Annotated in this window: 23 protein-coding genes; 5 read left to right on the top strand and 18 right to left on the bottom strand. The window is 43.8% G+C overall.

The features are described from left to right. The first annotated feature begins 34 nt into the window (after positions 1 to 34). From PR795_RS05560 to mqo, 3 genes are all read left to right on the top strand, one after another. On the top strand, positions 35 to 628 hold the full coding sequence (locus PR795_RS05560; protein WP_006662396.1) for an NUDIX domain-containing protein: 594 nt from the start codon (positions 35 to 37) through the stop codon (positions 626 to 628). 463 nt (positions 629 to 1,091) lie between these two features. Then, positions 1,092 to 1,481, top strand: coding sequence for a cupin domain-containing protein (locus tag PR795_RS05555; protein WP_006662395.1), 390 nt, complete (start codon positions 1,092 to 1,094; stop codon positions 1,479 to 1,481). Between the two features lie 8 nt (positions 1,482 to 1,489). Further along, positions 1,490 to 2,983, top strand: coding sequence for a malate dehydrogenase (quinone) (gene mqo / locus PR795_RS05550; RefSeq protein WP_006662394.1), 1,494 nt, complete (start codon positions 1,490 to 1,492; stop codon positions 2,981 to 2,983). A gap of 79 nt (positions 2,984 to 3,062) precedes the next feature. Here the strand turns inward: mqo and cysQ are convergent, their stop codons facing one another. Then, positions 3,063 to 3,797 (bottom strand): 3'(2'),5'-bisphosphate nucleotidase CysQ, encoded by a 735-nt coding sequence (gene cysQ, locus PR795_RS05545; RefSeq protein WP_036963250.1) that lies wholly within the window; start codon positions 3,795 to 3,797, stop codon positions 3,063 to 3,065. Positions 3,798 to 3,933: 136 nt separating this feature from the next. Next, a complete protein-coding gene (locus PR795_RS05540; protein ID WP_006662392.1) occupies positions 3,934 to 4,554 on the bottom strand; it encodes a peptidylprolyl isomerase in 621 nt (206 codons plus the stop codon). Positions 4,555 to 4,762: 208 nt separating this feature from the next. Here PR795_RS05540 and PR795_RS05535 point away from each other — a divergent pair, with 208 nt between their 5' ends. Together PR795_RS05535 and PR795_RS05530 are read left to right on the top strand one after the other, a co-directional pair. Further along, positions 4,763 to 5,383 carry a LysM-like peptidoglycan-binding domain-containing protein gene (locus PR795_RS05535; protein ID WP_181480360.1) on the top strand — a complete coding sequence of 207 codons (621 nt, stop codon included), beginning with the start codon at positions 4,763 to 4,765 and terminating at the stop codon, positions 5,381 to 5,383. A 169-nt stretch (positions 5,384 to 5,552) separates the two neighbouring features. After that, entirely contained in the window at positions 5,553 to 6,317 is a 765-nt protein-coding gene (locus PR795_RS05530; RefSeq protein ID WP_154636293.1) for a CDP-diacylglycerol diphosphatase, read from the top strand. A 90-nt stretch (positions 6,318 to 6,407) separates the two neighbouring features. On the opposite strand, the gene rplI is transcribed toward PR795_RS05530, so the two are convergent. The 16 genes from rplI to tsaE all read right to left on the bottom strand — a co-directional run bounded on the left by rplI (position 6,408) and on the right by tsaE (position 22,510). Beyond that, the gene (gene rplI / locus PR795_RS05525) at positions 6,408 to 6,857 is read right to left on the bottom strand and encodes a 50S ribosomal protein L9 (protein ID WP_006657981.1); all 450 of its coding nucleotides are present in this window, start codon (positions 6,855 to 6,857) and stop codon (positions 6,408 to 6,410) included. 38 nt (positions 6,858 to 6,895) lie between these two features. Further along, complete coding sequence (gene rpsR / locus PR795_RS05520) at positions 6,896 to 7,123, bottom strand: 30S ribosomal protein S18 (RefSeq protein WP_000135199.1); 228 nt, start codon at positions 7,121 to 7,123, stop codon at positions 6,896 to 6,898. Positions 7,124 to 7,127: 4 nt separating this feature from the next. After that, positions 7,128 to 7,445, bottom strand: a complete 318-nt coding sequence (gene priB / locus PR795_RS05515) for a primosomal replication protein N (protein WP_006657980.1) — start codon at positions 7,443 to 7,445, stop codon at positions 7,128 to 7,130. 8 nt (positions 7,446 to 7,453) lie between these two features. Continuing rightward, the gene (gene rpsF / locus PR795_RS05510; RefSeq protein ID WP_006657979.1) at positions 7,454 to 7,849 is read right to left on the bottom strand and encodes a 30S ribosomal protein S6; all 396 of its coding nucleotides are present in this window, start codon (positions 7,847 to 7,849) and stop codon (positions 7,454 to 7,456) included. Between the two features lie 153 nt (positions 7,850 to 8,002). Next, entirely contained in the window at positions 8,003 to 8,740 is a 738-nt protein-coding gene (gene rlmB / locus PR795_RS05505) for a 23S rRNA (guanosine(2251)-2'-O)-methyltransferase RlmB (RefSeq protein WP_006662388.1), read from the bottom strand. An 82-nt stretch (positions 8,741 to 8,822) separates the two neighbouring features. Beyond that, positions 8,823 to 11,306: a ribonuclease R gene (gene rnr / locus PR795_RS05500; protein ID WP_036963241.1), complete on the bottom strand. Its 2,484-nt coding sequence runs from the start codon at positions 11,304 to 11,306 to the stop codon at positions 8,823 to 8,825. Between the two features lie 41 nt (positions 11,307 to 11,347). Beyond that, entirely contained in the window at positions 11,348 to 11,770 is a 423-nt protein-coding gene (gene nsrR / locus PR795_RS05495) for a nitric oxide-sensing transcriptional repressor NsrR (RefSeq protein WP_006662386.1), read from the bottom strand. 292 nt (positions 11,771 to 12,062) lie between these two features. Continuing rightward, positions 12,063 to 13,364 carry an adenylosuccinate synthase gene (locus PR795_RS05490; protein WP_006657974.1) on the bottom strand — a complete coding sequence of 434 codons (1,302 nt, stop codon included), beginning with the start codon at positions 13,362 to 13,364 and terminating at the stop codon, positions 12,063 to 12,065. 285 nt (positions 13,365 to 13,649) lie between these two features. Next, a complete protein-coding gene (gene hflC / locus PR795_RS05485) occupies positions 13,650 to 14,651 on the bottom strand; it encodes a protease modulator HflC (protein WP_006657973.1) in 1,002 nt (333 codons plus the stop codon). Positions 14,652 to 14,653: 2 nt separating this feature from the next. After that, positions 14,654 to 15,865: an FtsH protease activity modulator HflK gene (gene hflK, locus PR795_RS05480; protein ID WP_154630375.1), complete on the bottom strand. Its 1,212-nt coding sequence runs from the start codon at positions 15,863 to 15,865 to the stop codon at positions 14,654 to 14,656. A 173-nt stretch (positions 15,866 to 16,038) separates the two neighbouring features. After that, positions 16,039 to 17,319 (bottom strand): ribosome rescue GTPase HflX, encoded by a 1,281-nt coding sequence (hflX, locus tag PR795_RS05475; RefSeq protein WP_006657971.1) that lies wholly within the window; start codon positions 17,317 to 17,319, stop codon positions 16,039 to 16,041. A gap of 92 nt (positions 17,320 to 17,411) precedes the next feature. Beyond that, complete coding sequence (gene hfq / locus PR795_RS05470) at positions 17,412 to 17,708, bottom strand: RNA chaperone Hfq (RefSeq protein ID WP_006662385.1); 297 nt, start codon at positions 17,706 to 17,708, stop codon at positions 17,412 to 17,414. Positions 17,709 to 17,815: 107 nt separating this feature from the next. Continuing rightward, positions 17,816 to 18,757, bottom strand: coding sequence for a tRNA (adenosine(37)-N6)-dimethylallyltransferase MiaA (gene miaA, locus PR795_RS05465; RefSeq protein ID WP_006657969.1), 942 nt, complete (start codon positions 18,755 to 18,757; stop codon positions 17,816 to 17,818). Next, positions 18,750 to 20,693: a DNA mismatch repair endonuclease MutL gene (gene mutL, locus PR795_RS05460; RefSeq protein WP_154636296.1), complete on the bottom strand. Its 1,944-nt coding sequence runs from the start codon at positions 20,691 to 20,693 to the stop codon at positions 18,750 to 18,752. The genes miaA and mutL overlap by 8 nt, the downstream gene beginning before the upstream one ends. Positions 20,694 to 20,705: 12 nt before the next feature. Then, positions 20,706 to 22,031, bottom strand: coding sequence for an N-acetylmuramoyl-L-alanine amidase AmiB (gene amiB, locus PR795_RS05455; RefSeq protein ID WP_036976265.1), 1,326 nt, complete (start codon positions 22,029 to 22,031; stop codon positions 20,706 to 20,708). Positions 22,032 to 22,045: 14 nt separating this feature from the next. Continuing rightward, positions 22,046 to 22,510 carry a tRNA (adenosine(37)-N6)-threonylcarbamoyltransferase complex ATPase subunit type 1 TsaE gene (gene tsaE, locus PR795_RS05450; protein WP_006657966.1) on the bottom strand — a complete coding sequence of 155 codons (465 nt, stop codon included), beginning with the start codon at positions 22,508 to 22,510 and terminating at the stop codon, positions 22,046 to 22,048. Positions 22,511 to 22,690: the final 180 nt, after the last annotated feature.

The following is a 22,690-nucleotide window of genomic DNA, read 5'->3' as shown; positions in this document are numbered from 1 at the left end:
ATTATCTTTACCTTGTCTCTGCTTGCACTTATTTATGAAACAACCTCACGTTAGGAATATCAGCGAAAAATTACTGTCAGATAACTGGTATATACTTAAAAAATATACCTATGAACTACAGCGACACGATGGCACTTGGCAGAAGCAAGAGCGTGAAGTGTATGATCGTGGTGATGGCGCCGTGATCTTGCTATATAACAAAGCCAAAAATAGCATTATTCTGATCCGCCAATTCCGTATGCCGATGTACGTTTCCGGATATAAACAATTACTTATTGAAGCCGCAGCGGGGTTACTGGAAGGGTCATCTCCAGAAGCCAGAATTATTGCTGAAGCAGAAGAAGAAACTGGCTATAAAATCGATAATCTCGAAAAAGTATTTGAAGCTTTTATGAGTCCCGGTTCAGTCACTGAAAAACTGCATTTTTATATTGCACAATACAGCGATAAAGATCGCCAAAGTGAAGGCGGTGGGCTGGCTGATGAAGGTGAGGATATTGAAGTCATGGAATGGTCATTTCCTGATGCACTTGCTGCCATCAAACATGGGGAGATCATGGATGGTAAAACTATCATGCTTATTCAACATCTTGCTTTAAGCGGAATTCTAAATCCAAAAAGTAATTAATCCGTAAAGGGTAAAAATATCCTTTTTACCCTGACTATTTTAGAGAGCACTATATAAACATCACTAAATGACTTCTTTACCCTTTATTTTTCTATTTTATTCATTTATTTTTTATACATTACAATTTATTACACTCTCTATTGTTGAGCATCACAACATGATAATAAAAAGAATAAAATAGAGTTTATTTAATCAAAAAAGTATTATCTTTTATCGTATTGATTTTAATCAAAAATATATCAAATCAACTCATCCAAAAACAATCATCAAAAAAAAATCAAAATAGTGTTTTTTCAATAAAACTCTTCAACTTAAAAATATTAACTTTGACCTTATCATTAAAAAACTTTAGATTTGAAGACATCATATTTTCTAAATTTAACTATTTTTTCTCGTTAAGGTAAAAATCGAAACACTGAACATTATCTTAGTTATTACGCAATATTATTAGGAGCTAAATAAGATGATCCGTTGTATTCGTATGTGGACAGGTGAAGATGGTAATTCTCTATTTGAAGAAGGCACTGTTGAGCTTAATGGTGTCGCTCGTGGAGATGACCAAAGCCCTGTCATTGCCGTCAATGAGCTCACGTTTCGTGAAACAGTTTCGGGCGGCTCTTGGGACTGGCACAAAGACCCCGTTCCTCGTTATGTCATCACGCTCACGGGCACATTAGAGTTCGAAACTAAAGATGGCTCAACATTTATTATTAAGCCAGGCGATATCTTGCTGGCTCAAGACAATACTGGAACAGGGCATAAATGGCGTCTGATTGGTGATGAACCTTGGAGACGCGCCTATGTGGTGTATCAAGAAGGCACCGATTTGTGTTTCACTCCCAATAAAAAATAGGTATTTCCATGACAAAACCCATTGCAGAAAATGTTGATATCGCGCTAATTGGCGCTGGGATCATGAGTGCAACACTCGGTACGTTTCTTAAAGAGTTGGAGCCTAATCTCACTCTTGCTGTATTCGAAAGACTGAATGACTGTGCGCAAGAAAGCTCTCATCCATGGAACAACGCAGGCACAGGTCATGCTGCAAACTGTGAAATGAACTATACGCCACCAAATCCTGACGGAACGGTTGATATCAGCAAAGCCCTTGAAGTAAATACCGAATTTGACCTGTCTCGCCAGCTGTGGTCCTACTTAGTCACCAAAGGAAAAATTAAAAATCCACGGGACTTTATCCACCCATGCCCGCACATGAGCTTTGTGTCTGGTGCAGACAACATTAAATTCCTACAGCAACGCTTCCGCCAGATGTCTGCCCATCACTGCTACCAAAATATGGAATACAGCGATGATCTAAAACAGATTGATGAGTGGGCGCCATTAGTCGTCGAAGGTCGTGATCCTAATGACAAAATTGCAGTCACTCGCGTTATCACAGGGGCAGATGTCGATTACGGCGCCTTAACCCATTTACTGATGGCACAATTGAGTGAACAGAGCGGGTTTTCTCTCCACTATAAACATGAAGTTATTGATGTGACACAGACGCCTGACGGGCGCTGGAATGTCGAAGTGAAGAACCTTCTGACTCACGAAAAAACCATTACGTCCGCAAAATTTGTGTTTGTAGGAGCCGGTGGTCGCGCCATTGAGTTACTGCAAAAATCCGGTATTCCTGAAGGTAAAGGCTATGGCGGATTCCCTGTGAGTGGAATTTGGCTACGCTGTGACGATGAAAAAGTGGCGGCTCGCCACCATGCCAAAGTCTACGGGAAAGCCGATAAAGGCTCACCACCGATGTCTGTACCGCATTTAGATACCCGCATCATCGGCGGAAAACGCTCTTTACTGTTTGGGCCATATGCTGGTTTCTCGAGTAAGTTCCTAAAACATGGATCTTATCTGGATCTGTTTGATTCTATCAGACTGAACAATATTGAACCGATGCTTGCCATCGCGAAAGATGATTGGTCGTTGGCTGAATATCTCGTGGGGCAAGTACTGCAAACGTCTGCTCATCAATTCTCTATGCTGCAAAAATTCTATCCTGATGCGCAGCGTGAAGATTGGAAAGAAGTTGTCGCAGGCCAACGCGTTCAGATCATTAAACCGGATCCGGTGAAAAAAGGCGTATTGGAGTTCGGTACTGAGCTGATTACGAGTGCAGATAAATCGTTCACCGTATTAATGGGTGCATCACCAGGTGCATCGACTGCTGCGTTTATCGCCCTCAACGTACTGAAGACCTGCTTTGCAGATCAACTCTCTGCGGATGGTTGGGAAGCTCGCCTGAAGACCATCATTCCAACTTATGGAATTGATTTAAAACAGGATGCAAAAGCGTGTTTAGATATTCGTACTGCAACGGCTAAAGTGCTGCAATTAGATAACTAAACATTAAATCATGTTATTCAAGTCGGGTAAGTGAATCACTAGCTACCCGACTTTTTACTATCTTGCTATTTTCGTGGTCTTAGCGACATTCAAAACCAGGGTTCAAAAAAGACTCTCTCGGTGAATAATCCAGTGTATTTCCCTGCCAATCCACCACGCTCGCCCCTGCTCCTAATGCCACTGCATGTCCTGCGGCTGTATCCCAGATATTAGTCGGTCCAAAACGTGGATATAACTGAGCGCGACCTTCAGCGACTAAACAAAATTTCAGTGATGAACCAATCTCGACCGTACGGTGCTCCGGCAATTGAGATAAGTATGCTATCAATTGAGGATCTTGATGAGAACGACTGATAACAACCACTGGGGGGATCGTGGGTTTAACGTGAATACGCTGTACTTGTCCATTCTCTTCCTTCCACGCTTGTTCCCCTTCGGCGTAATACATCAGCCCTTTTGCCGGAGCAAAAACAACCCCCATGACAGGAATACCTTTTTCGATCAAAGCAATATTGACCGTGAAATCGCCATTACGATTAATAAACTCTTTTGTTCCATCAAGAGGGTCAATAAGCCAATAACGTTGCCAGTGGCGACGTACCGACCATTCAGGTGGATCCTCTTCAGAAAGCTGGGGAATATCCGGAGTCAAACGCAAAAGCCCCGCGTTGATAATTTGGTGAGCGGCAATATCCGCAGCCGTTACGGGAGAATCATCTTGCTTATGTTCAACTTGCAATGGTGCATGACCATTGTAGATATTCATGATGGCATCACCCGCTTCTCGGGCAAGGTTACATAGCTGCTGACGCATTTTATTTCCCCTTATGACATGACGTTATCAAGAGTAACAAGGGCTGAATACTTACGCTAATAAAAAAGCCTCATTAGCTATGCCAAAATAGCAAACTAATGAGGCTATTATTCTTTTCTGTAAGTCGGTCAGAAAATTATAAAATTTCCAGTAACTCAACTTCAAAAACGAGGGTGCTGAACGGAGGAATAGATGCACCAGCACCACGCTCACCGTAAGCTAATTCATGAGGAATGTATAATTCCCATTTAGATCCTACAGGCATCAGAGTCAGTGCTTCAATCCAACCAGGGATTACACCGCTAACAGGGAACTCTGCAGGTTGACCACGTTGTACGGAACTATCAAATACAGTACCGTCAATTAAACGACCAGTATAATGCACGCGAACACGATCAGAACGTGTAGGAATTGCACCTTCACCTTGGTTGATCACAGAGAATTGCAAACCAGATTCAGTGGTTGATACGCCATCTTTCTTTTGATTTTCATCTAAGAATTTTTGACCTTCTACTGCCAGCTCTTTTTGGCGCTCTTGGCGAACCGCGTCTGCACGCTCGTGCATCTCACGCAATGCTTTGTGCAGTGCTTCGACTGGCACTGAAGGCATATTACCTTCTAAAGAATCAGTCAGACCTGCTAAAATTGCGTCTGGAACTAAACCTTCCAGTCCTGATTCTAATAACTGCTGTCCAATTTGTAGACCAATGCCGTAGCTCGCTTGAGCTTCTACTGAATCAAAGTTTTGGTTTGCCATGAAAATACCCATTTCATTTTTTGAGAAAAACCAAGGATAACAGCCCATCTCTTATGGGTAAACCTAAACCCGATAACAGAAGAATAAAACTGCATAAATTATTCAGTGTTCTCCTAAATTAACCTTTAACTTGTTAAGTTACTCATAAATAGTGCTAGTATGCGTTAAAACGTCTGTGATTTATTATTCCTCAAATATAGGAGGGGTCATGCTGAGACTATCCACTTTTCATCGTTATGGAATTGCGATTTTAGCGCTCATTATTATCGCTGCCATCTTTTGGCCAGCTAGCGATAAGCCTAATACAGTGCACAACAAGGATGGCAACATACCAAACCAGCCTATTGTGATTCCTCCAGCTTCACAGTCTAATCCAATACCTGATACGGTTCTGTCACAACCTGAGCAATCGGCAGCCACCTCTACCAATAATTCGCCATCACTGCCCAGTGAACCTGAAATTATTCAAGAGCAGCCAGAAACAGCTCAATCTACACAACAAGCCTCGACAACTACACCGCCAGCAACACAGTCTTCACAACCAACAGCAACTCGACCTTCTGCCAATGAATGGCAAAATTATCGCGTTCAAAAAGGGAAAACCTTAGCTCAGCTATTTCGTGATAATAATTTGCAGGCAAATGATGCGTTCATCATGGCAAAAGTTGAAGGTGCAGAGAAACCCCTTAGTAACTTACAACAAGGGCAAAAGGTTCGTTTAAAAGCGAATACAAAAGGTGAAGTTCAGCAGTTGGAGATCACCGCCGCCAATGGTCAAACGTACAGTTTTACGCGCTTAAGCGATGGAAGCTACTACCGAACACCTTAATTTATCTTTTAACGTCGGTAATTTTATACAATACGCCGACTTTTCTTTTATTTTCAGAATAAAAATTCAATGGAGACGTTATTTGATGACGTCTCTCACCATAAACTACGTATAATCACTGTTCTTTATTACACTTAATGGTTAAACAGGGAAAAGAACAGGAAAATCTATGCAGAAAAATAACAATACCTGCAAAAAAAAGCTGATAAAAATCATTGGCGCCATCATTTTACTTCTCCTTCTTGGAGTCATTGGTTACATTTCATGGATTAAATACCACGCCGATGGGCTGTGGAATATCATTAACCAACAATGTATTGCTATCGATAACGCCGAACAACGTAATCCATCTTGTCTAAAGGTTGATTTAGACCAGCGCTATGTTCTGTTCAAAGATAAAAAAGGTCCAGTGCATAATTTGGTACTGCCAACCGATAAAGTCAGTGGTATCGAATCCCCTTTATTACTTGAAGACAATAGCCCTGATTATTTTACGCTCGCTTGGAATGAGCGTGAGAGTGTTAGCCCTGCGGGTCAACCCGCTATTAGCGATGATAAACTCGCCTTAGCGATTAATTCACAATATGGGCGTTCCCAAGATCAACTTCATATCCATATTGCTTGCCTAAAACCGCAGGTTATTGAGCTAGTTAACCAACATGCGGATGCGATTAAATCTGAGTGGCATGTTTTTCCAGTGCAATTGGAAGGGCATGAATATTGGGCGAAAAAGTTAGATAAGCAAACAAGCCCTTTCAAGCAGTTAAATGAGTATGTGCAAGCGCACAACGATAGCATGGGGAACTATGGACTGGCGGTGACGGAGCTGAAAGATGGTTCGATGGTATTATTAGCGAATCGTATGGATGTTTGGCAATTGAATTTAGGCAGTACGGGGGAGTTACTGGATTATCAGTGTTCGGTAAATCAGTAAGTTCTTCAAATTCTAGATATAAAAAAACACCGGATTACCGGTGTTTTTTTGTGCCACCGAATTAACGATGGCAACTATCATCATTATTGATTACTCAGCAACGATGATAACGTTCAGCTCTGCGAACACATCGCTGTGTAACTGGAAGTGAACTTCGTGGTCACCAGTAGTACGCAGAACGCCGTTTGGCAGGCGAACTTCGCTTTTCGCAACTTTAACGCCAGCCGCAGTAATTGCGTCAGCGATGTCACGAGTACCGATTGAACCGAACAGTTTACCTTCGTCACCAGCTTTAGAAGCCAGAGTAACAGAACCCAGAGCAGTAATAGCTGCTGCACGAGCCTGTGCTGCTGCCAGAACGTCAGCTAATTTAGCTTCCAGTTCAGCGCGGCGAGCTTCAAAGAATTCAACGTTTTTCTTAGTCGCAGGAACAGCTTTGCCCTGTGGTACTAAGAAGTTACGAGCGTAGCCCGATTTAACGTTAACTTGGTCACCCAGGCTACCTAGGTTAGCTACTTTATCAAGCAGAATAACTTGCATTACCTTATCCTCTATTAGTCGTTAATGGACTGTACCAATTACTGATGACGATCAGTGTATGGTAACAGAGACAGGTAGCGAGCGCGCTTGATAGCACGAGCGAGCTGGCGTTGATATTTTGCACGAGTACCGGTGATACGGCTTGGTACAATTTTACCACTTTCAGTGATATAGTTTTTCAGCGTTGCGATATCTTTATAGTCGATCTCTTGAACGCCTTCCGCTGTGAAACGGCAGAACTTGCGACGACGGAAATAACGTGCCATATGGCTAGTCTCCAGAATCTATCAAATCAATCTGCTCGGCATGTAAGACTAATTTACTGATTCCATTACGTCCCTGATGGGTACTAATAAAACCTGTAACAGTAATCAGACTGCCGACCGTTATACTGTGAGTATGGGTTTGTAAGGTTTGTCCGCTGGCAATGACGGGCATTCTGCACCATGCTTGCCGTGACATTCCTGCTTCCTGTTGTCCAGAACGATGTTCTAAAACAAACTGGCAATGAGGAATGCCGGACGGACTCACTTTTCGAATCAGCGCTTTACAGACTGTGCCTGTCAGCACCAGACGATTAGTGATCACCTGAGCAATTACTCTTCAGAATCCCCAGTTTCTTCTGCTTCTTCGTCTTGATAATCATCAGACATGTCACGGCCACGACGTTCGTCTTTGGCTTTGACCATTGGAGAAGCTTCTGTTACTGCGTGTTTTAAGCGCATAACCATGCTGCGGATAACGGCATCGTTGAAGCGGAAGTTAGTTTCCAGCTCATCAATCGCTTCCTGTGGAGCTTCTACGTTCAGCAGAACATAGTGAGCTTTGTGCAGTTTGTTGATTGGGTAAGCCAGTTGACGACGGCCCCAGTCTTCCAGACGGTGAATCTGACCTTGTGCGTTAGTGATAACAGCACTGTAACGCTCGATCATGCCCGGAACCTGTTCGCTTTGGTCAGGATGGACCATAAAAACGATTTCGTAATGACGCATTAGTAGTTGCTCCTTACGGATTATTAGCCTCCTGTCTGGGTTAACCGCGGCCCGCGGAGGCAAGGAACTTGTTGAGTGCGGCTAAAAAATTGACGCGTAACTATACCCATCCCAGATAAAAAACTCAAGAGATGGGGACAAATTAAGCAAAAATTATTTTGTGATGCGTTGACGCACTGCTTCAAACAGGCACACGCCCGTTGCCACCGAAACGTTCAGGGAGGATACTGAACCCGCCATTGGAATGCTGATTAACTCATCGCAATGCTCACGGGTTAAGCGACGCATGCCTTCCCCTTCAGCGCCCATCACTAACGCAACTGAACCAGTCAGTTTACTTTGATACAAGTTATGGTCAGCTTCACCAGCAGTACCCACAATCCACACGTTATATTCTTGCAACAAACGCAAAGTTCTTGCCAAGTTAGTTACGCGGATCAACGGAACATTTTCCGCTGCGCCACACGCCACTTTCTTTGCAGTCGCATTCAGCTGAGCAGATTTGTCTTTCGGGACAATCACTGCATGAACGCCCGCAGCGTCTGCACTACGTAAACATGCGCCCAGATTATGGGGATCAGTAACACCATCGAGGATCAGCAAAAATGGCGATTCGGTGCTTTCCAGTAAATCCGGGAGATCCCCTTCCTGATACTGTTTTCCCGGTAACACCTTCGCAATGATCCCTTGGTGAACCGCACCTTCTGTTTGTGTGTCCATCCATTGGCGATTTGCTACTTGCACCACAATTCCCAACGCTTCGATTTCATGAACGATAGGCATCAGGCGGCGGTCTTCACGACCTTTTAAAATATAGACTTCTTTAATACGTTGCGGAGAACGCTCAAGCAGGGCTTTCACGGCGTGAATGCCATAAATAATTTCGCTCATAAATATCTTTTAGGTTGAGAACATTAAATTGGTTGAAAATCAAAAGGTGACGATCACCGCCACCTTTTATCATGAAACGCACTTATCCCTCTTGTTTTTGGGATTTTTTAGCCACGCGTTTTGCTTTTAACTTGGCACTGATTTTTTTGGTTTTATCTGACGGCTTTTTGCTTTTAGCTTTACCGTTTCCGTTTCCTTTTCCATTTCCTTCAGGCTTTGCGTCTTTTTTGCCTTTCTTCTCTGAACGACGAAATGCAGAATCAGGTTCGAAGTTTTTCTCTTTGCTCACATCCCCTTTCCGACGAGCGGAACGTGTCGCATTTTTAACTTCTTTCTTCATCTTATCACGGGTGGTTTTACCTGGATTTTTTGCTTTGCGCGTCGTTGAGATTAACGCGAAATCAATCGTGCGCTCATCCATGTGAACTGCTTCTACACGGATTTCAACTTCATCACCAAGGCGATAGGTTGTATTAGAAGACTCACCAATTAAGCGCTGTCCAACCGCATCGTAACGGTAATAATCGTTATCGAGGGTAGAAATGTGCACTAAACCATCAATAAACAGGTCATTTAAACGAACAAAGAAACCAAAACCAGTAACGCTCGTGATCAAGCCCGTAAATACTTGACCCACTTGGTCTTGCATAAAGTCACATTTTAACCAATCTGCCACATCACGGGTAGCTTCATCTGCACGGCGCTCGGTCATTGAACAGTGCTCACCTAATTGGAGCATACTGTCCATATCGGAATGCCATCCCCCCGTTTCTGTCCAGCGCTTATCGCCATGACCATGCTCTTTTGCCAGTAAGTATTTAATACCACGGTGCAAAGTTAAGTCAGGATAACGACGGATTGGCGAGGTAAAGTGCGCATAGGATTTCAGACCTAAACCAAAGTGACCGCGGTTTTCTGGATCATAAATCGCTTGTTTCATTGAACGTAAAATCATGGTCTGTAACAGTTCATGATCAGGACGCTCAGCCACTTCGTTCATCACTTGAGCATAATCTTTTGGTTCAGGCTTCATCCCGCCAGGTAATGTTAAACCTAACTCGCTGAAGACAGAACGTAAGTTCATGACGCTTTCTTCTTTCGGACGATCATGCACTCGGTATAATGCAGGTTCTTCATTTTTCTCAACAAAGCGCGCCGCTGCAATATTCGCTAAAATCATGCACTCTTCAATTAATTTATGTGCATCATTACGCTCAACTGGCTCAATACGCTCAATGCGACGCTCGGCGTTGAAGATAAACTTAGCTTCCTCAGACTCAAATGAGATAGCACCACGCTCAATACGTGCCGCATCTAAGGCTTTGTATAATTGGTGCAAATGCTCAATATGCGGAACCAACGCTTTATAGTGCTCGCGTAACTCTTCGTCCCCTTGCAGTATTTTCCATACTTTTGTGTAAGTTAAACGCGCATGGGAGCTCATAACGGCTTCATAGAATTTGTACGACGACAATTTTCCTGATGCTGATACAGTCATTTCGCACACCATACAGAGGCGATCAACGTCTGGGTTCAGCGAGCATAATCCGTTAGACAGGACTTCCGGTAACATCGGAACAACTTGGGATGGGAAGTAAACGGAGTTACCACGGCTACGAGCTTCCGTATCCAAGGCTGTTTGTGGGCGTACATAATAACTCACATCCGCAATCGCTACCCATAAGCGCCAGCCACCACCTTTTTTCGGTGCGCAGTACACGGCATCATCAAAGTCACGAGCGTCTTCGCCATCGATAGTCACTAATGGCAAATCGCGCAGATCCACACGCCCTTTTTTCGCGGACTCGGGGACTGTCTCGCTGAAATCCGCAACCTGTTTTTCAACTTGTGGTGGCCAAGAGTGAGGAATTTCATGCGTGCGCAAGGCAATTTCCACCGCCATACCCGTCCCCATGGTTTCTCCGAGGACTTCAATCACATTACCAACAGCTTGAGAACGGCGTTGCGGTCTCGACACCAATTCAACCACAACCACGTTCCCCATACGGGCTCCGCAAGTTTGGTCTTTCGGAATCAAAATATCAAAGCTCAGACGGCTATCATCAGGGACAACAAACCCCATACCAGCTTCAATAAAATAGCGACCTACAATTTGGTTATTACGCGGTTCTAATACACGCACCACACGCACTTCGGTACGACCTTTACGGTCTTGCCCATAAGGCTGGGCTAAAATAACGTCGCCATGTAAGGCGCGTTTCATCTCGTCTTGAGATAAATAATAATCTTCTTTTTTGCCTTCAACACGTAAGAAACCATAACCATCACGGTGGCCAATAACTTTACCTTTGAGTAAGTCAAGGCGTTCTGGCAGTGCATAACACTTACGACGAGTGAAAACTAACTGACCATCACGTTCCATCGCGCGTAAGCGACGACGTAATGCTTCCAATTCATCTTCGGTAGAGAGATTGAGTAGCTGTGCAATTTCTTCACGATTTGCGGGAGCTGTTCGCTTAGATAAAAGATCTAAAATAAACTCTCGACTTGGAATTGGGGATTCATATTTTTCTGCTTCTCTTTCCTGAAAAGGATCGTTTGACATTGTTACCTCCATTGTCATCAGAGTGATAAATGACTGAGACATTAATCGAGCAATAATTGGTACAGCGGGCTATTGTCTTTCACCATATCCGCTAGCGTATATTGATCTAGTTCTTGTAAAAATTGTTGTATTGCCTTTTGCAAAGCGCCTTTAAGGCGACAAGCTGGCGTAATATGACAAAATTCTCCACTACAATTGACTAGAGTGAGTGGTTCTAATGCACGGACCACATCACCGATACGAATAGATTCTGCCGGTTGACCTAGCGCGATCCCGCCATTTTTACCACGGGTAGCTTTAACATAGCCAAGGTGACTCAGCTGATTAATAATTTTAACCATGTGATTACGAGAAACCCCATATACCTCAGTAACTTGAGTTATACTCGTCATCTGCCCTTTTTCTAGGGCGGCTAAATAGATTAGGGCACGTAACCCATAGTCAGTAAAACTTGTCAGCTGCACAATCACCTCAAAATTTTTGGCGCTACAAATATGTTGTGAAATACTTATCTGCCATTTTCGTTATATTTGTTTTCTGGCTACCATATAAAGTACATTTTTAACGATTTTCTACAGTATATCGCCTTAGTTTCAGTCTAGCCCATCCTTGCCCGTAAAGATGCTTACAATGGCACAGAATGTTCAACTTTATAGGTATTATGTGGAAATTTTAGCGTTTTATCAAAAGGGAATTTATCGGAAGGAAACATGGAATGCTAAAAAAACAGCGCCCTAGTGAGCGCTGTTCATGTGATTACTCAACGTCAAACGGATCACGCAGGATCATTGTTTCTGAACGGTCTGGACCCGTTGAAATAATATCAACTGGGATACCCGTCAGTTCTTCAATACGTTTGATGTAATCTAAAGCCGCTTGTGGCAATAACGCTCTTTCTTTAACACCAAAAGTCGTTTCGCTCCAACCAGGCATAGTTTCATACACTGGCTCTAAGCCTTCCCACTCATCAGCTGCTAAAGGTGTAGTTTCTAACACCGTACCATCTTTACGACGGTAACCTACGCAGATTTTCACTTCTTTTAAGCCGTCTAAAACATCCAGCTTAGTTAAGCAGAAACCTGACAGAGAGTTAATTTGTACCGCGCGGTTGATAGCCACGATGTCTAACCAACCAGTACGACGCTTACGACCAGTAGTTGCACCGAATTCTTGACCTTTCTCACGCAGGAACTCACCAGTTTCATCGAACAGCTCAGTTGGGAATGGACCCGCACCAACACGCGTTGAGTAAGCCTTGATGATACCCAGTACATAGTTCACATAACGTGGACCTAAGCCTGAACCCGTCGCAACACCACCAGCCGTTGTGTTTGAAGAAGTTACATACGGATAAGTACCGTGGTCGATATCCAGCAGCGTACCTTGCGCACCTTCAAACATCACTAATTCATTCTTCTGATGTGCTTTATAGAGCAAATCAGAAACATCAATTACCATGCTAGTCAGCAGATCAGCAACAGACATGATGTAATCTAATGTTTGCTGGTAATCAACCGCAGGTTCTTTGTAATAGTTAACCAGTTGGAAGTTATGGTAATCGATGATTTCTTTTAATTTTACAGCGAAGGTTGCTTTATCGAATAAGTCGCCAACACGCAGACCACGACGAGCAACTTTATCTTCGTATGCAGGACCGATACCACGACCCGTTGTACCAATCGCTTTTGCGCCACGCGCTTTTTCACGCGCATTATCTAATGCGATGTGGTAAGGCAGGATCAGAGGGCATGCTTCAGAGATGCGTAAACGCTCACGAACAGGAACACCGCGATCTTCCAGTTCTTTCATCTCTTTCATTAAAGCATCAGGCGCAAGAACAACACCATTAGCAATAATGCTGATGACATTTTCACGAAGAATACCGGATGGAATTAAGTGGAGAACGGTTTTTTCACCGTTTACAACAAGAGTATGGCCAGCATTATGGCCGCCCTGATAGCGAACTACATATTTAGCACGCTCTGTCAGCAAGTCAACGATCTTGCCCTTCCCTTCGTCACCCCATTGGGTGCCCAGTACGACAACGTTCTTACCCATTTCGAAATACACTCGGTTGCTTAAAAATGAATTCTACCATCAAAAATGAACTGTTCCAGTGATATTTTGGCATTACAAAAATTTTTTTCTAGAAAGCAAGTAAAATGGTAGTTTTATTTCTGTCGTAGACTCAAAGTGAATTGCCTCAACCTGAGCAGCTAAAATTTTCCCTGAAAAATCCGCAACTTAAAACGACAGGCGAAAAAAAGCCCACCGAAGCGGGCTTTTCTTTATTAGATTAACAGTAATTTAAGTTCGTTGCACGTAACTTAAGTTGTTTATCATTTAATCCGTTGCACGTAGCTTAGTCGGTGCTTTCATAAAGCGGAAGAAGTCAGTGTCTGGGCTAAGCACCATCACGTCATCACCACTTTTGAAGCTTTGCTCATAAGCACGCAGGCTACGAATGAACGCATAGAACTCAGGATCTTGGTTGAATGCATCAGCAAACAGTTTTGTCGCCATTGCATCACCTTCACCTCGCAGGGTCAGTGCAGTACGCTCTGATTCTGCCAGTGTCTCTGTTACCGTCTTATCCGCTACCGCACGAATTTTAGTTGCTTCTTCTTGACCTTGTGAACGATGCTGACGTGCTACCGCTTCACGCTCTGCACGCATACGTGCATAGATGGCTTCAGAAACTTCATTTGGTAATTCAATACGCTTGATACGTACGTCGACAACTTCGATACCTAACGCCGCCATACTGTTCGCATTCACAACCAGTGGCTTCAGGTTAGTCTCTTTTTCAACGCGCGCCGCAGCATCTGCAATCGCTGCATCTGCTTCTTTAGTCGCTTCGTCGGTTGCCGTACCTTTGTTCAGTGCATCACGAACATCAACAGTTAAACGACCACGAGAATCAGTGATGATGTCTTTAACACTTAAACGACCAAACTCAGAACGTAAACGGTCACTGAACTTACGTTTCAACAGGGTTTCTGCTTGGAATGGGTTACCACCACCAGTCGCTACATAGTAACGGCTAAAGTCAGTGACACGCCATTTCAGGTATGAATCTACCATTAAGTCTTTGTTTTCACTTGTCAGGTAACGGTCAGCTTGGATTTCTAATGTCTGAATACGTGCATCTAACATTTTCACAGTTTCAATAAATGGAACTTTGAAATGCAGACCCGGCTCATAAACGATCGGTTTGTTTTCAGAATCACGCAGAACTTTACCAAAGCGTAAAACGATGCCACGCTCAGTTTGTGGAACAATAAAGATTGATGCGTAGGCAACTGCCAAAACAGCAATCACTATAAAAATAAACGACTTACGCATGATTATTGTCTCCCTACTCTAACTGCATCACCACGCACAGGGCTGTTTGGCTGTGCAGGTGCTGAACCCACGGATGATGAACCATTATTGGAGTTCGTCATTCTTGCCGATGATGGATTCGATTTTGACGCAGGTGCGACGTTACCATTGGTTCCACGCATGATCTGGTCCAGTGGCAGCACTAACATGCTGTTACTCTTATCGTTCGCAATGACTTTACGTGTATTACCTAATACGCGTTCCATCGTTTCGATGTACAGACGTTCACGGGTAATTTCAGGTGCTGCACGATATTCAGGTAACATTTTCGCAAAGCTTGCGACCTCACCCTCGGCTTTAAAGACGACGCTCGCCTTATAAGCTTCAGCTTCTTCGATCATACGCTGTGCGTTACCTTTCGCGAGAGGTAGAACTTCGTTTCGATAGGCATGCGCTTCACGAATCGTTTTTTGTTCTTCTTCCCTTGCGGAGATTACATCATCAAATGCCGCTTTTACATCTTCTGGCGGACGAGCCGCTTGGAAGTTGACGTCCAGCAGAGTAATACCCATTTTGTATGGTGCAATTGTCGCTTCAAGCTCTTTCTGTGTCACATCACGGATAAAGGCTCGATTCGTAGTCAATACTTGCTCCATGGCAGATTGACCAATAACACCACGCACAGCACTATCTAACGCTTGGCGCAGGCTGTTGTCAGGGTTCGTCACACTGAACAAGTATTGAGCTGGGTCAGTCACACGGTACTGAACGTTCATTTCAACGCGAATCACGTTTTCATCAGACGTTAGCATCATGCCGTTAGTTGCTTGCTCACGAACAGTTTCAACGTTCACAGGAACAACTTGGTCGATAAACGTTGGTTTCCAGTTCAGACCTGGTCCGACGATGCCACTATATTCACCAAAACGTAATACTACGCCACGGTCACTCTCTTTGATGGTATAGAAGCCAGAACCGGCCCATACCACGACAACCGCTGCAAGTGCTAACATACCTAAACGACCGCTGATTGGTGATGACTGTTTATTATTGCCTTCACCACCACCTTTGTTCCCGCCGCCGCCAAGCTTGCTGCCTATTTTACGAAAGAGATCGTCGAGATCATAAGCCCCAGGTTTCCGACCACCTTTGTTCCCGCCAGAGTTGCTGCCTTTATTGCCGCTTCCCCACGGATCGCGGTCTTGTCCGTCATTACCGGGCTGATTCCACGCCATGTTTTAGCTCCATTCTTTATGATTGATTTTTAGGGCTAAGAGCGATATTTCTCATCGTTCATTTCACCAATTGGCGTCTTGAATCACACTGAGGATATTGGGCTCTTAATATCAATTCCATTGCCTAACTGTGTTGCGGTTAATTCAACCAATCGGCTGTTTTAACCTCATCTTTAAACAACATAGTTAGGTAATTGCTGCTCTTGTTTGCATAAACGTCGCCAATCCACCATTGGCATACGCACCTCAAGTCCAATAGTGCCGTCTTCTTCTTGCCATTCACGTTCGATGGATTGAAGTTGATAAAAACGGCTCCGTAAGCGACCTTCATTCGGTGGTAAACGCAATTCAACATGTGCGATCTCACCTGAAAGACGTTCCGTTAATGCTTGGAGCAACAAAGGGATACCTTCGCCTGTTTGCGCTGAAACCCAGACACGAACTGGCTTGTTATCCTCATCTCTGTCAATACGCGGGACAAAATCGTCGAGCATATCAACTTTGTTCATCACTAAAAGTGTTGGAATTTCATTCGCGTCTATTTCTTCCAATACACTGTTAACTGCTTGGATGTTTTCATCTAGACGAACATCAACTGCATCAATCACATGGAGCAATAAATTCGCTTCACGGGTTTCCTGCAGAGTCGCTTTAAAAGCGGCAACCAAGTCATGTGGAAGATGACGAATAAAACCCACTGTATCCGCTAAAACAACCGTTCCAACATCATCAACATCAATACGACGTAACGTTGGATCTAGCGTAGCGAATAGTTGGTCTGCAGCATAAACATCCGCTGACGTCATCCGGTTAAATAAACTGGATTTTCCTGCGTTAGTGTAACCAACCAAAGAAACGGTCGGGATATCCGCTTTGCTTCTTGATTGACGACCTTGTTCACGCTGTTTTTCGACACGCCCTAAACGAGATAAGATCTGTTTGATTTTATCCCTTAATAAACGACGGTCGGTTTCAAGCTGAGTTTCACCAGGACCGCGTAAGCCAATCCCGCCTTTTTGTCGCTCAAGGTGCGTCCATCCTCTCACTAAACGAGTGGATAAATGCCGTAATTGAGCTAATTCAACTTGAAGTTTACCTTCATGCGTACGCGCACGTTGTGCAAAGATATCTAAAATTACCCCTGTACGATCCACGACCTTACATTGGCAAACCCGTTCGAGATTACGTTCTTGGGCAGGGCTAAGAGTATGGTTAAATAACACCACATCCGCGCCACTTGCTTCAACAGCTTCAGCGATTTCTTCAGCTTTCCCTTCCCCAACGAAGTATTTTGGGTGGGGAGCCTTACGGCTGCCAGTCACTATTTGTACAGGTTTTACCCCTGCAGAAGTCACTAGGGACTCAAATTCTGCCAAATTATCCACGTCTTTTTCTTGATCAAAAAAAACATGAACAAGTACAGCTAGTTCACCGCCTTCATACCTATCAAACAAGGTGCAACCTCTTTAGGCTAAACAATAATTGCAAAGGAAAGACATAGGTATAGTCTCCCTACCCATGCTTTCCTTGTTTTTAGCGTACAGTCTTACTCAGCTGATTCGCCATCTTGCCCAGCAGAAGCACCACCGTGGTAGTTGCCATTACCTGCGCCAGCAGTACCAGTACCGCTATGATGAGAAACAGGGCGTGCTGGAACAACAGTAGAGATAGCATGTTTATAAACCATCTGACTCACTGTGTTTTTCAGCAAAATAACAAATTGGTCAAAAGATTCGATTTGACCCTGCAATTTAATACCATTAACGAGATAAATAGAGACCGGAACCCTTTCACGACGTAATGCGTTCAGGAACGGATCTTGCAAAGATTGCCCCTTAGCCATTCTATGTTTTCCTTATTTTGTTGTTTTTAAAATGAGAATCTTACGATTCCTAAAAATTACTACTCAAAAATTACGCTTAACGCTTTAATTGTACACAAAGAATAGCCCTATGCACTAATAACCTGTATAACGGTGTCAAGCGCTTGCTGAGGTTGCTCACTATCTAACCGATGAACATTATCCCAGCTTCTCAACCAAGTGATCTGCCGTTTAGCCAATTGGCGCGTCGCGCAAATCCCTCGATAAACCATTTCATCATAATCTATTTCACCATCAAGATAAGACCACATTTGGCGATAACCTACACAACGAATGGAAGGTAAATCAACATGAAGATCACCCCGTTGGTATAGCGCTTTAACTTCGTCTTCAAACCCTGCATCTAGCATTAAACGAAAACGCTGTTCGATACGCTCATGTAAAATTTTACGATCTTGTGGCTCAATAGCAAACTGAAACACATTATAAGGCAATTCCGTGCCCGCTGTTTGAGTCATTTCAGTCAAACTTTGTCCCGAAATGAGATATACCTCTAAAGCTCGGGATAATCTTTGTGGATCATTAGGATGGATACGTGCCGCAGAAACAGGATCAACGTCCGCTAAACGACGATGTACTTCAGCCCAACCGTGTTCTTGTGCTATTTGTTCGATTGTCTCACGAACCTCTGGTGAAGCAGAGGGCAGCGGCGATAAACCTTCTAATAAAGCTTTAAAATAAAGCATTGTTCCGCCAACTAATAATGGAATTTTACCTTGAGACGTAATTTCATCCATTACATTTAATGCGTCACGACGAAAATCTGCCGCAGAATAAGGCTGCGAAGGATCAAGAATATCAATTAAACGATGCGGAGCTTGGCTAAGTTCTTCTTTATTAGGCTTCGCCGTGCCAATATCCATTCCTCGATAAATCAGTGCCGAATCGACACTGATAATCTCCACAGGCAAATGCTTGCGTAATTCGATGGCTAATGCCGTTTTGCCTGAAGCCGTTGGCCCCATTAAGAAAATGGCATTGGGTCTTTTTTGAGTTACTAAATCACTCATTTGTTAGTGTAGCTACCACAGGTTGTAAATTAATTAATTGTAATAATGTTGGCGGTGGATTTTTTACCCACTGCGGACAAATCCGCTCAACATCAGCCAGCAGTTGAACTGCCTGAGCTAAACTCCAACTTTCTTCGGTTTTTGCCTGTGAAATCGCACTTGCGAGCCATTGTGCGATACTTTCATTTGGAATGCTTTTTTTTGTCGACAAAAACACAATTAAATCAGAAAAAAGCTGCGATAAATTTTGCGTTCTTAACGGTAACGATACCGTATGAATAGTCACTTTTCCATGAAATATCGAAGCATCGATACCAAATAGTGTCAATTGTTCCTTATAACGCTGCAAAACCTCTATTTCGTCACTTTTTAGTGACAATTTTAAGGGGATTAACAACGGCTGAGGCTTTAATCCGCCATTTTCTGGCATCAACTGAGCCAACTTTAATAAGTAGTTCGCTTCATTTAAGGATAACAGGATTATCCCTAATGAAGACTCAATTAATGCAAAGTTTTTTGCGTAAATTGTCAATACTTTACCGAATTGATAGTCATCCGCACTTTTCGCTACAAACTGGTGTTCTACTGGGCTGACATTCAATGGTTTTCTTTCTGGAAATAACGGTTTTTTATCTTCAGGTTCAACCGGAATGGACATTAAGCGCTGATACAGCTCTCCGGTGTTACGTTCATAACTTGGTGCAGGGTTATATGTTCCTATATTGCCCGAAGAAAAAGAACGGTTTTTGCCTATCATCGCCCCACGGTTTTTATCGCCGTAAGAAACTTGAGACTCTTGAGTATGAACATGTTGAGATTGCTGCGGTTTTTGTGTTGTCGTTGCCACTGGAGAAGCAAAATAATTATCTCCGGCTGATGCTCGATTTTCAACTTCAACAGTCACGGGCTCAACTCCAGGAAGTTCACTCTCAGTAAGTGCATTGAGCAATACGGTTCGTACCGCTTGGTAGATAAAATCGTGTACAAGTCTGGCTTGATGAAAGCGTACTTCATGCTTGGCAGGATGAACGTTGACATCAACTTGTTTGGGGTCAATCGTCAAGTACAGTACATAGGCAGGTTGCTGATTATCCTCTAAATGCCCTTCATAAGCTTGACGAATAGCATGGTTGATCAGCTTATCGCGCATCATGCGACCATTCACATAGCAATATTGAATATCATTGATGCCTAACGGGGACGTTGAAGGAGCAACGACCCATCCTTTGATGCCTAAATCACTGTGCTCCCAAGAAAGTGCAAGTGCGCCTTGCATAAACCCTGTGCCGCAGATGGCACCTAAACGGCGCTCTTGCTGGTTAGCATCTTGCGCAGCTCGGTATTGTTTCACCAACTTGCCGTTATGAGACAGATTCATCGCAACATCAGGGCGGGAAAGTGCGATACGCCGCACAACCTCATCAATATGCCCAAACTCGGTTTTTTCTGTACGCATAAATTTGCGACGAGCAGGTGTATTGTAAAAGAGATCAAGCACTTCTACCGTCGTGCCATTAGGGTGTGCGGCAGGTTTCACCGTCACTTGCATGTCACGACCTTCTGCATAAGATTGCCATGCTTCACTCTGTTCCGCAGGCTTGGAGGTTAATGTCAGTCGAGAAACTGAGCTAATACTGGCAAGGGCTTCGCCACGAAAGCCCATGCTCATGATGGCTTCGAGATCATCCAATGTCGCAATTTTACTGGTAGCATGGCGTGCTAAAGCAAGAACCAACTCATCCTTGTTGATCCCGCAGCCATTATCCCGAATGCGGATCAGCTTTTCTCCCCCTCGCTCTATCTCGATGTCGATACGAGTCGCACCAGAATCAAGGCTATTTTCTACTAATTCCTTCACAACAGAGGCGGGTCTTTCGACCACCTCTCCAGCCGCTATTTGGTTTGCTAATTGAGGAGAAAGGATCTGGATTGCCATAACCTAATTCACTTATTTTGGCGCTGCTTGCAGCGGGTTGGCTAAAAAGTACTGGCGTAGCCCTTGATGGATACCATCTGCCACTTTTTCCTGATAGTCATTCGATTTCAGTAACTGCTCTTCTGAAGTGTTACTAATAAACCCCGTTTCGACTAAGATTGATGGAATATCAGGGGAACGCAATACCCCAAGGCTCGCATGTTCTGGTGTTTTCTTATGAATGTTACCAATTTTTCTTAGTTGCTGAATCACATGAACTGCTACATCGTAACCAACACGCTGGGAGTGCCCAAATTGTAAATCCAATACGGCTTGGCTGAGGTATGGATCCGCACCGCTCAATGCATCTCCTGCTCCACCTAAAAGCTCAGATTGTTTTTCACGTTGCTCTAACCAGCTACCTAATTCGCTGTTTGCACGGCGGTTTGATAACACCCATACAGAGGCGCCGCGAGCGCTACTGTTAGGTGCAGAGTCTGCGTGGATAGACACTAACATGTTGGCACCTTTTTTACGGGCAACATCCGAACGACCACTCACTGAAATAAAATAGTCACCGTCCCTTGTCATAACAGGTTTAAACATCGGGTCTGCATCCAATTTCTGGTACAGCTTACGCGCGACACTCAGGGTAACATCTTTTTCTTTATATCCATTTTTACCGATTGCCCCAGGGTCTTTCCCTCCATGACCCGCATCAATAGCAATCACGACCTGCTTGGTGCCTTTTGGCAAAGTTTTAGTCGGTGTTGTTGATACTGGAACCACCGCAGGTGCTGTGGCTGGCGCATTCATTTTTAATGATTTTTCTTGCGCAGGCTGAGCAGGTTGCGAATTTCGTGTGGATGGCGTGACCGCAGACTGTGTTGGCATCACGGTATTATTAAATGAGCTTGATGCCTGTCCTTTACCTGTAGATAAAGTGAATATGACCTGATATTGACCTGAAACCTGCTGAACGGTCGCTTTCGTTTTCGCCGCTTGGGCAAGCTCAAGTACAATACGTTTGTGCTGGCTATCTGGCGCTTGGCTTGCACGTACTTGTTTCACTAAATCCCCTTTAGCGAGCTTTAATGGTAGGCCAATAATTTCACCACGTTGCTGGACATCTATCACTAAACGTTCTGGTGAATGCAGCGGAAAGTACGAATAATCAGGCTTTCCATCAACAAATGTTAATGTAACTTGAGCCTGTGAAGGGCTATTACTGACTTGAATATTAGACAGTGATGCAGCTTTGGCGGTCGATGTCACCAAAGCCAATACAAACATCATCAATAATAGGAAAAAAGAAAAAATACCCTTGGTAGTTATTCTGTTCATCGATGCATTCATCATGAGCTATATGTTCCTTAGAATACCGTTAACGCTTCCAATAATGACTCTCCGGTTGCCGAAAAAGCGACAACGCGAGCCTGACGCCCTTCATTTTGATACGTTAAATGGATCTCAAGATCCGCTTCAGGTAAGAAGCCTTTGCCTTGCTGTGGCCATTCAACCAAACAGACGGAGGTGTCAGAAAAATAGTCGCGAATCCCCATAAACTCAAGTTCTTCAGGATCGGCTAAGCGATATAAATCAAAGTGAAAAACATGTCTATCCGCTAATTCATAAGGCTCAACTAATGTATAAGTTGGGCTTTTAACATGGCCTTTGTGACCCAACGCTTGCAAAAATCCACGGCTAAACGTTGTTTTCCCCGCGCCAAGATCCCCATAAAGGTTAATTATCGCGCCTTGTTTGCAAGCCATTGCAATCGTGCGCCCTAGCGCTACGGTTTGCTCTTCATTAGCAAGTTGTATTGTGCGTTCTTTCATAGTTGGTGCAGCCAATTATAATGATGAGATCTATTCAAGATTGATATTAACGCCTATTTTAACTCAAGCGGATCTATTTTTGTTATTTAACATTGTTGGAACATCGAGATCGGAAATATCCGACTAAGATCGACCCCACAAGATCCGTTGATTTTGAGAAATCAAACGATCGTGTTAGAG

The sequence above is a fragment of the Providencia sp. PROV209 genome, from assembly GCF_028479485.1.
In the GTDB taxonomy this organism is placed as follows: Bacteria; Pseudomonadota; Gammaproteobacteria; order Enterobacterales; family Enterobacteriaceae; genus Providencia; species Providencia alcalifaciens.
This window is presented reverse-complemented; position numbering and strand designations above follow the sequence as displayed.